Below are 10172 nucleotides of genomic sequence, written 5' to 3' on the forward strand. Positions count from 1 at the left end.
CATTATCGATTTAGTCAAGTTTTATCAAACTGATTGCACCTGAATAAGTAGGTCTATTTGCCTGAAATAGGAATGTCATCCAGCTTTTGATACAAAAAATCAAAGCCTTCTGAAGTAATACTTTTAGCTGATACTCGACTACCATATAAAAGAATGGAAGACATCTCACCCATAAAAAGCTTTAGAATAAAAACCGGAATATTAGGCAAGAACAAATGCCGGGAAAGCTTATTAGCTAAGATTTTTGTAAAATCCCTGTTTGTTATAAAATCAGGAGCTACAGCATTATAGACCGAATTGGTCAATTTTTTTTCGATTGCGAAAAGAAATATACGGGCAAGATCACTTATTTCAATCCAGGGGATGTATTGCTTTCCACTTCCTAAAACAGCACCAAATCCCGCTCGAATTGGTTTTAACATCTTCTGAAGTGCTCCTCCCTGATTGGAAAGAACAACACCTATGCGAAATTTGAATACTTGAATCCCTAATTCTTGAAATTGGTCGACACTTTTTTCCCATTGAACTACGCAATCTGCTAAAAAATCACTACCTGCTTCATCTTCTTCTGTGTAAATATGTTGGGTAGTTTTTGTTCCATAATAGCCAATGGCTGAGGCTGAAATAATCCTATCAGGTTTTTTTTTCGCGTCTTTAATAGCAGAAAATAATAATTCACTCGTTTTTACTCTACTATCAATTATACTTTTCTTTTGCTTTTTTGTCCATCTTTTTCCTGCAATATTTTCTCCGGCCAAATGAATGATTACATCTGCAAATTCGATAGCATCTTTATCGATAATAGATTTTTCATAATCCCAATAAAAGGATTTGATTCCTTCAATTCCACGCTTTCTGGAGAGGATAGCTACTTCATAACCTTTGATTGTAAGTAAATTAGTGATTGCTTTACCAAGCAACCCACTTCCTCCGCTTATTAGTACCTGAGTAGCCATGATGTTAATTCTTATCAATAATAAACTTTGTGTGCAATTCATCCAGACAAGTGTTTCTGTCGGATTCATGTATATGTTGATGATAAAAAGTTAGTTTGTTAAATACGGATAGCGCATCATTTAATTCATCACTTTCTAAATTGCCTATAATAATTTCTGAAACTTTATGCATGTCCTGAAAAGCAATCATGATTTCTTTGATGCCTGTTTCTGTAAGGGAAACCCGCTTTGCACGCTTATCTTTTTCATCCGGATACTCATAAATCAATTCATTTTTTATTAATCTTTTCAGGATTTCGCTACCACTTGATATTTCCAGTAAATGTTTGTTAATGAGTTCATTCTTAAGCAAACTTTTTTCTCTCAGTAATGTTGCTAAAAAGCCAAATTCATCTATCGTTCTAATTTTTGTATTAATAAATGCCTTTTTAACATAGTGTTTTGCAAAACGATACAACCCAGTTAATAGGGTAGAGAATTCTACTTCGGGATAGGTTTTGTAATTCTTGTAATTCGCTGAATCAAAATTTTGAACCTTTCCAGCTGGCTGATTCGTAATCAGTTTGTCTTTCATATAAATAGAAAACTCTTTGATATTCGAATTCCCAACCTCTTTTTCGTAACTGTCAACATAGTCGAGTATTTGTTTGATCATTTTAATATTGTCCGACATTGTACTAAATTGTAATTAATAAAACTTTATCGCACAAATATACAAAAGTGTATTAACTTTGTGCAATAATTACAAAATTGTACAAAATGAAACGATTTATTACATTAATGCTGATAATAAGTGCATTAACAATCATTGAGAGTTGTTCAAGCCTGAAAAAGGCTGGAGAAGTAGTTATTTATTTGGATACAAATAACAATAATGCAGCTTATGACATGCTTATTACCGTTAAGAAAGGGATTTCCTTCAATCATCCTACCTATGCCATTTGGGAAGAAGACATGGAGGGAAATTATATCCGAACAATATTTATTACAAAATCATATGCCAGTGGCGTTTTTGGACATCAAATGATCAAGGATTCTATATGGCTAAATCATGAAGGAACTTCTTTTCAACCAGCTGCTTTGCCATACTGGACATTTAAAAAAGGTTTGATAGCAGGAAAACAACATGTTCCTACACCCGACTATCCTTTTATTGATGGCTATACCTGTGCAACTCCTCAGGGAGATTTTCAATTTAAAACAGGAAAGAATTTTAAAAGTAAACAAAGCAAAATTATGCTGGAACTTAATCAGTCCTGGGACTGGAATAAATTCTGGACCAATAATAAATTTCCTGAAAACTATGCCTACAAACATTCGGCTCAGCCATCAATTATTTATGCAGTAGTGTTGAATGAGGATGATGGACAATTTTTCATGAATCCTATTGGTCATGGTGATCCCAAGGGAGAAACGGGTAAATTGTTTACAGACATAAGCTCTTTGACAACAGCAATGGAAATTTTTGAATCCATTGAAATTCAAATTAAACATTAATTATTTATTAAGGTAATGAAACAACTTATCATACTATTTTTATCCATCCTGTTCTCATTTGCCCTATTTGCTCAAAATGCTCAGGTAAAAGGCAAAATTATTGATGCAAGCAACAACGAACCAATCGGATTTTCCAATGTAATTGTTGTTGGAACAGCTATAGGAACAACCAGCGATTTAGATGGAAATTTTATTATTACAGGATTAAAGCCTGGATATTTAACATTGCAAGCCTCCTTTATTGGCTATAAAAGCAAATTGAGTGAGGATATATTAATTAGCAACAGCAATACTCCGTTTATAGAAATTATATTGGAACCAACAGCTCAGGAGCTTTCTGAATTTGTAATTGTTGCCGACCCATTTGAGAAGAAGCAGGAAGCACCCTTGTCCATGCAACGTATTGGCACCAAGGAGATTGAAAGTAATCCTGGTAGTAATCGAGACATCTCAAAAGTCATCCAATCTTTCCCTGGAGTGGGTTCAACTCCTGCTTTTCGAAATGATGTGATTATTCGAGGAGGCGGTCCCAGTGAAAACCGCTTTTTTCTTGACGACATTGAAATACCAGTATTAAATCATTTTTCTACACAAGGAGCTTCAGGTGGGCCAGTTGGCATTATCAATGCTGATTTTATACAGTCAGTTGATTTTTATGCAGGTTCGTTTCCAAGCGGAAAATACAATGCCTTGAGTGGTGTATTGGATTTCAAACTTAAAGAAGGAAATAAAGATAAAACGAATTTGCAAGCAACATTAGGCGCTAGTGAGACCGCTCTAACCGTAGATGGGCCTTTGGGAAAGAAGACTAGCTATATTTTCTCAGTGCGTAGATCCTATTTACAATTTCTATTTTCTGCAATTGGCTTACCCTTTTTACCTACATATAATGATTATCAATTAAAGCTAAAAACAAATTTTGATATTAAAAATCAATTAAGCATTATCAGTTTGGGATCTCTTGATAAGTTAGTATTAAATGATGGAATAGATGATCCAGATGCTGCTCAAGAATATATTTTAAGTCAAATTCCCGTAAACAATCAATGGAGTTATACCATTGGAGCTGTTTATAAGCACTTTTTTGACAAAGGATATCACACTTTTGTTCTCAGTAGGAATATGCTTAATAATGAATTTTATAAATATCCCAATAATGATGAAAGTCTGCCAAGGAGCTTTGACTATAAATCCCGGGAAATTGAAAATAAATTCAGGTATGAAGTTACCCTCAGAGAAAAGGGAATTAAATACAATTTCGGACTCAGTACAGAAGCAGCTAAATATGCAAATGCAACTTCACAACAAATTTATTTTAACGATAGTTTGATCTTCATTGACTATAATTCAGCATTGAGTTTATACAAATATGGAGTGTTCGGAAATGCATCTAAGACTTTTTTAGATAACCGTTTGCAACTCTCATTAGGAGTAAGAATGGATGGAAACAGCTACAATAAAACAATGTCAAATCCATTGAATCAGGCATCTCCTCGTTTTTCTGTTTCGTATGCATTAAATGCTAAAAATCAGCTGAATGCCGGAGTCGGAAGATATTTCCAACTCCCTGCTTATACTACATTAGGTTATCGCGATAATAATGACTTTCTGGTGAATTCAGCCTCTGCAAATTACATAGGAGCCAATCATGTCAATTTAGGCTTAGAGCATCGTTTCTCCCGTACAATCTTGTTTTCAGTGGAAGGATTTTACAAAGATTATTTTCAATATCCCATTGATTTAAATACAGGTGCAAGTTTGGCCAATCAAGGTGCTGATTACAGCAGTGTAGCTGGTGCAGCGCCTGTGGTCTTTTCAGGAACTGGTCATGCAGTGGGTTTTGAATTGCTGAATCGTGTAAATTTGAAGGACTTTAGACTTTTGGCTTCTTATACTTTTGTCAGAAGCTTGTTTACTGATATTAATGATAAACTGATTCCATCATCATGGGATAGTAAACATCTATTTTCATTAACTGCTACTAAGGAATTAAAGAAAAATTGGCGAATTGGATTCAAGTGGCGCTATGTAGGCGGTTTACCCTATACACCATACGATTTAGAAACATCCTCTTATGTTGCTGCTTTTAATGCAATCGGACAGGCTTATCCTGATTTTGATAAATTGAATGAAGGTCGCTTTAAGTCTTTTCATCAATTGGATCTACGAATTGATAAAAACTTTTTCTTTGAAAAATGGTCCCTTATGCTATATTTTGATGTACAAAATGCCTATAATTTTAAAAATGTGGGTCAAGATTATATTGTTAGGGAAAAAAATCCTGATGGTAGTTATAAAACAACAGACGGTGGGACAAAATATGTCTTAAATGCTGTTGCTAATAAGTCGGGAACATTGTTGCCAACTGTTGGATTAATGGTCAAATTTTAATTATTCATAACCAAAAAAAAAAGATGAAGAATTTTATAGCAACAGGGGCAAAGGCTCTTATTTTAATTTTAATACTTTCTGGATGCGCTAATCAAAAAGAGATGATAAATAAAGAAACAGTTAAAACACTCGAATTAGATAAGTATTTGGGTACATGGTATGAAATTGCACGTTTTCCTCATTCTTTTGAAAAAGGCTTGGTAGGCGTTACAGCTACTTATTCACTTCGTGAAGATGGTAAGATCAAGGTTGTAAATAAGGGCTTTAAAAACAGCCTCGAAGGCGAGGAGAGTATTGCTATTGGGAAAGCTAAAATACCTGATCCTGCTTTTCCTGCCAGATTAAAAGTGTCTTTCTTTTGGATTTTTTATGCTGATTATCTGGTTATGGATTTGGATGAGAACTATGAATGGGCTTTAATTGGAAGCAAATCGCCTAATTATTTATGGATTTTAAGTCGAACTCCTCAGTTGGATGAGAAACTTTATCAGGAATTGCTAAAAAAACTGGAAGACAGAGGCTATAATTTAGACCAATTGATTAAAGTTGAACAAAAGGCAAACTAGCAGTTAACAGCTCTTATTAAAGGATTCAAAAAGTAAACGGATTTTAGTTTCTACTAAAATTAATATATAAAAAGTATGGAATAAAGTTAATTAACACTATATTTGCGGTCTAAATAATAATTAATAAGTAATAATGAGTAAAGGAACAGTAAAATTCTTCAATGAGTCCAAAGGATTTGGATTTATTATGGAAGAAGAATCAAAAAAAGAGTACTTCGTACACGTATCAGGTTTAATTGATCAAATTAATGAAGGTGATGCAGTTGAATTTGAATTAAAAGAAGGTAAAAAAGGATTAAACGCAGTAGACGTTAAAGTTATTTAATAACTATTGTTGACTTTTTTATAGAACAAAGCCTATCAGAAATGATTGGCTTTTTTTTTGGCTTTTTTCTCTCACCCACAATTGGATGACTGTCGATATGGAAGAATTTCCATCTTTTTGAAACGTATTGTTACTAATATATTCTTATCTTCACACAATTGCATATTATTTTTTATGTTTTCGAATAATTGATTTAGATTATTATCTTTGTTTTGACAGTCATCGCTGATAAATAATGCCTTTCAAAATGATATTATCTGCTTTTTGTATTTTATATAACATTATAATTAATTTAAAATAGCTAAAAGTAATTTTAAATAACTAAATTAGTTTGATAATATAAGATAATATTAAACTAAATATTCTTTCTTTCAACCAAAAAACTAACTGTATGCGTTTATTGCTTCTGATACTATTCTCTCCTATATTCCTTTTTGCTCAATCAACAGATATTGATGATTTATTAGAAAAAGTTGATGAATTAAATGGAGTTGAAAAAGCGGATGTCTTATTTGAAATTGGAAACATTTTAATGGATGAAGAATATGACGAAGCCATTATCAATTTTTCAGAAGCATACGAGTTATATGAAAAATATGAAAGCAAATACCAAATCCATTATGTTGAAGCTAAGTTAGCCTATATATATATCAAAAAAGGAGATTTTAAGCAAGCAGAAAAGTTTCTTAAACAGGCTTATCCATTTTTTATATTAATGGATAATTCCACTGATAAATGTGCCTTGTTTGATCATATGGGATTGTATTACATGTACCAATACAAATTTGATTTAGCATTGGCTTATTTTGATTCTGCTTTGACTATTAGTGAGATGTTTAAGTTTGATGAACAGAGCATGACTATTAAAGCTAATTCTGCGTTGATCTATTTGTCAACTGGGAAATTTGATGTTGCATTAGAAATGTATTATGATATTATTTCTCTTATCCCTAAAGATGATACGATAGGATTAGCAACCTTGTATTTAAATATTGGCTCATGTTATCATAATTGGGGTTTTACCGATAGTGCATTGCATTATTATGAAGAATCATTAACTATTAATGAATCAATAGATAATAACGAAAATATTGCCAAATTACTCAACAATATTGCTGTCGTTCACAAACAAAAAGCCAACTATGAGATGGCAATTGAGTATTTTCAGAAATCAATTAAGGTAAAAAAAATATTGGGAGATAACAAAGGTATTGGAAGGTCTCAAATGAATATTGGTGCTGTGTTTGGTAGTATGGGGAATTATGAAAAAGCAATAGAAATTTATCATAAATCTATTGTTATTTTAAATCAGCATAAAGAGTTTGGTTCACTAGCTCGAACTTACAACAATATAGGAAACAATAAAATTGAATTGAAGGAACTGGATAGTGCTTATTTTTATTTTAGAATGTCATTGCATTTAAGACAAAAAATTCAGGACAATAAAGGTCAGATATCATCTCTTATTTCATTGGCAGATCTATTTACCCATGAATATGATAATATCGATTCTGCTTATTTTTATGCTTCTAAAGCACTAATATTAGCAAATGAAACAAAAGATGGATATAGTAAACTTCTTGCTGAAATAGTTGTTGCACGATATTATGCTCAAAATATGCAGTATCAAAAAGCAATAGAATTGCTAAAGCCAAATATTGAATTTCTTGAGCAGCAGGAATTGCATCAGCAATTAGCAGAGATTTTTGAAATTATATCAAATGCTTTTGAAGGCTTAGGTGATTTTAAAAATGCATTATCTTTCAGAAAACAGTATGAAAACAAGAAATCTATACTAGATAATATCGAAATTGAAACACGTGTAAATGAATTACAACTTGAGTATGCAAATGATTTACGATTGGTAGCAAAACAAAATGAAATCGATTTATTGGCAAAAGATCATGAACTGAGCAAATCAAAAACAAGAGTTTTAACATGGATAACTTTTGCCATCATTTCCATATTGATATTATTGCTTGTCACATTTTGGTTTTATTTTACTTCGCTTAAACAAAAGAGGATAATTCGGGTAGAATCAGAAAAAGCAAAACAATTGGTTTTGGATAAAACACAACTTGAAAACAGCAATCTGGAAAAAGATATTTCTTTAAAAAGTAAAGAATTGACAACAACAGCCGCACTGATTGTTCAAAAAAATGAATTATTGCAGCAACTTAAAGGAGATTTGGATAAATTAATAGTTGTTTCTAATGAAGAAGAAGGCTTAAGTCATTTTTTGAAATTAAGACGTATTATTAATGGAAGCATAAGTTTTGAGAAAGATTGGACTAATTTTAAAGCCCAATTTGAGCAAGTACATATCGATTTTTTCACTAAACTAAATGCGGCTTTTCCCGATTTAACCAATAACGATATCAAACTCTGTTCTTATATGCATATGGGTATGTCGAATAAAGAAATTGCTGCCATGTTCAATATTACGCAAGAGTCTTTAAAGAAAAGGCGCTCTCGTTTGCGCACAAAAATGAATTTAGAACCCAATTCAAATATTATGGTTCATTTAAATGATTTGTTTATCTAGTTAAAGGTTAAAACCCTGCAATTTTATTGCAGCGACTCTAGTTGCCTCAAAGACCTGCTTGGTAGAGGGGATATGCTTGTTATGTAATTAAAATGAGGCTGTCCCAAAAGTCCTTCAAACCGTCATTCTCGCGCAAGCGGGAATCTCTAAATTGTTGATTATGAGATTCCCATTTTCCTGCCCTGCCGACAAGCGGGAATGGGAATGATGACATAGGATAGAATTGATGACTTTTGAAACTGTCTCTGGTTTAGTTTAGAATAACTCACACTAATGCGATTAATAAATAGATTTTAAACGTACTATTTTTCTTTTTCTATTATCCTTATTAGGGTGTTTAAATACTCCTATAGAATCTTGTAGATTATTCTGCTCTAATTAATTCCCTCTATTCAAGACTGTAAAGATCGTTTTCGGATTAATAGTGGCCATGTCACCTTTTGTCCACCCCATTAATTTGGTGCAGTTTTACGATTAGATATAACATTGTGCAAGCTAAAAAACACAATTGAAAATTAAAAATTCTTCTAAACTTGATGTCCACTTTTATGTATTTAGTTAATAATTGAATACGGCTATTATTTATTCAGGTTTATAATTTCATTTTGGTTGTGATTAGCAATGTTTATTGAACCATAAAAACAATTTTATGAGAAGTATTAAAAAATTATTTAACATTCTGCTGATCATTCTGTTAGGTATTTTCAGCGTAAATGCACAGCAGGCTACCAGCAATGGTGGAGAGGCTAGCGGCTCTGGTGGGACGGTTAGCTATTCTGTTGGACAAGTTGTTTATCAAAGTCATGATAATGGCACAAATTCAGTATCAGAAGGAGTGCAACAAGCTTTTGAAATTTCTAATCATGTGGGTATCGCTGAAGCCTCAGCTATTCAACTCACGATGAATGTGTTTCCTAATCCGTCAAATGGCTTATTAACCTTATGTATTAAGGATTATGTGTCAAACGATTTGGTTTATCAGATTTATGATCAGAATGGAAAGCAAGTTTCGAGAGGAAGAATAAAAGGCCAATCTACGCAAATATCCTTAAGTCAACATGCTGCTTCTACTTACTTTTTAAACGTATTAGATGCAAACAAAGAAATCAAAACATTTAAAATTATAAAACACTAGTAAAATGAAAAAACTATATACAACTTTATTTGCCATGCTTGTATGCATAAGCATATTTGCACAAGTGCCACAAAGTCTGAGTTATCAGGCCGTTATTCGTGATGCCAATAAAAAACTGCTAAAAAGCACCAACATTGGGTTACAGATTTCTGTGTTGCAAGGAAGTGCAACAGGAACAGCTGTTTATGAAGAAACACATAATCCATCAACCAATGAAAATGGTTTAGTAAGTGTTCAAATAGGAGAGGGTACTGTTCTTACAGGGGATTTTACGACCATCGACTGGGCAAACGGGCCCTATTTTATCAAAACAGAAACGGATCCTACTGGTGGCAGTAGCTATACGATTGAAGGAACCAGCCAGCTGTCAAGTGTACCATATGCTTTGCATGCAAAATCGGCTGAAAGCGTAAGTGGTAGCCTGGATGAGAAAGATCCACTATTCAATGCTTCAGTAGCGAAAGGTATTACAGCTACTGATACAACAAACTGGAACGGCAAACTAGCTGTTGAGGTAGATGGTTCAGTTACCAATGAGTTGCAAGTGCTTAGTATTAGCAGTGATACTATTTATTTGGCCAATGGAGGTTTTGTAAAACTACCGGCTGAGTCCGATCTGTTCGTTAAGGCACATAGTTTACACAAGTTAAAGATTAGACTTTACACTAAATTAGTTTCTAACCTTACTGATTGTTCCTTAGTTCTTAATTCATTTTCATTAAAATATCCTAAAAATACATTTCTATAAAATACTCTC

At 32.8% G+C, this 10172-nt stretch carries 9 protein-coding genes; 7 read left to right on the forward strand and 2 right to left on the reverse strand.

Translation table 11 applies throughout. The features are described from left to right. Window positions 1-53: 53 nt before the first annotated feature. Window positions 54-956: a TIGR01777 family protein gene (locus HOG71_14540; protein ID MBT5992066.1), complete on the reverse strand. Its 903-nt coding sequence runs from the start codon at window positions 954-956 to the stop codon at window positions 54-56. Between the two features lie 4 nt (window positions 957-960). Further along, window positions 961-1629, reverse strand: coding sequence for a winged helix-turn-helix transcriptional regulator (locus HOG71_14545; protein ID MBT5992067.1), 669 nt, complete (start codon window positions 1627-1629; stop codon window positions 961-963). A gap of 86 nt (window positions 1630-1715) precedes the next feature. On the opposite strand from HOG71_14545, the gene HOG71_14550 reads away from it, so the two are divergent. From HOG71_14550 to HOG71_14580, 7 genes are all read left to right on the forward strand, one after another. After that, window positions 1716-2453, forward strand: a complete 738-nt coding sequence (locus HOG71_14550) for a hypothetical protein (protein ID MBT5992068.1) — start codon at window positions 1716-1718, stop codon at window positions 2451-2453. A gap of 15 nt (window positions 2454-2468) precedes the next feature. Then, window positions 2469-4844, forward strand: coding sequence for a TonB-dependent receptor (locus HOG71_14555; GenBank protein MBT5992069.1), 2376 nt, complete (start codon window positions 2469-2471; stop codon window positions 4842-4844). Window positions 4845-4867: 23 nt separating this feature from the next. Beyond that, a complete protein-coding gene (locus HOG71_14560) occupies window positions 4868-5410 on the forward strand; it encodes a lipocalin family protein (protein MBT5992070.1) in 543 nt (180 codons plus the stop codon). A 133-nt stretch (window positions 5411-5543) separates the two neighbouring features. After that, complete coding sequence (locus HOG71_14565) at window positions 5544-5735, forward strand: cold shock domain-containing protein (GenBank protein ID MBT5992071.1); 192 nt, start codon at window positions 5544-5546, stop codon at window positions 5733-5735. Between the two features lie 391 nt (window positions 5736-6126). Then, window positions 6127-8280 carry a tetratricopeptide repeat protein gene (locus tag HOG71_14570; GenBank protein MBT5992072.1) on the forward strand — a complete coding sequence of 718 codons (2154 nt, stop codon included), beginning with the start codon at window positions 6127-6129 and terminating at the stop codon, window positions 8278-8280. A 649-nt stretch (window positions 8281-8929) separates the two neighbouring features. Continuing rightward, window positions 8930-9415 (forward strand): T9SS type A sorting domain-containing protein, encoded by a 486-nt coding sequence (locus tag HOG71_14575; protein MBT5992073.1) that lies wholly within the window; start codon window positions 8930-8932, stop codon window positions 9413-9415. 4 nt (window positions 9416-9419) lie between these two features. After that, window positions 9420-10163 (forward strand): hypothetical protein, encoded by a 744-nt coding sequence (locus HOG71_14580; GenBank protein MBT5992074.1) that lies wholly within the window; start codon window positions 9420-9422, stop codon window positions 10161-10163. Window positions 10164-10172: the final 9 nt, after the last annotated feature.

Source organism: Bacteroidota bacterium (genome assembly GCA_018698135.1).
Taxonomy (GTDB): domain Bacteria; phylum Bacteroidota; class Bacteroidia; order CAILMK01; family JAAYUY01; genus JABINZ01.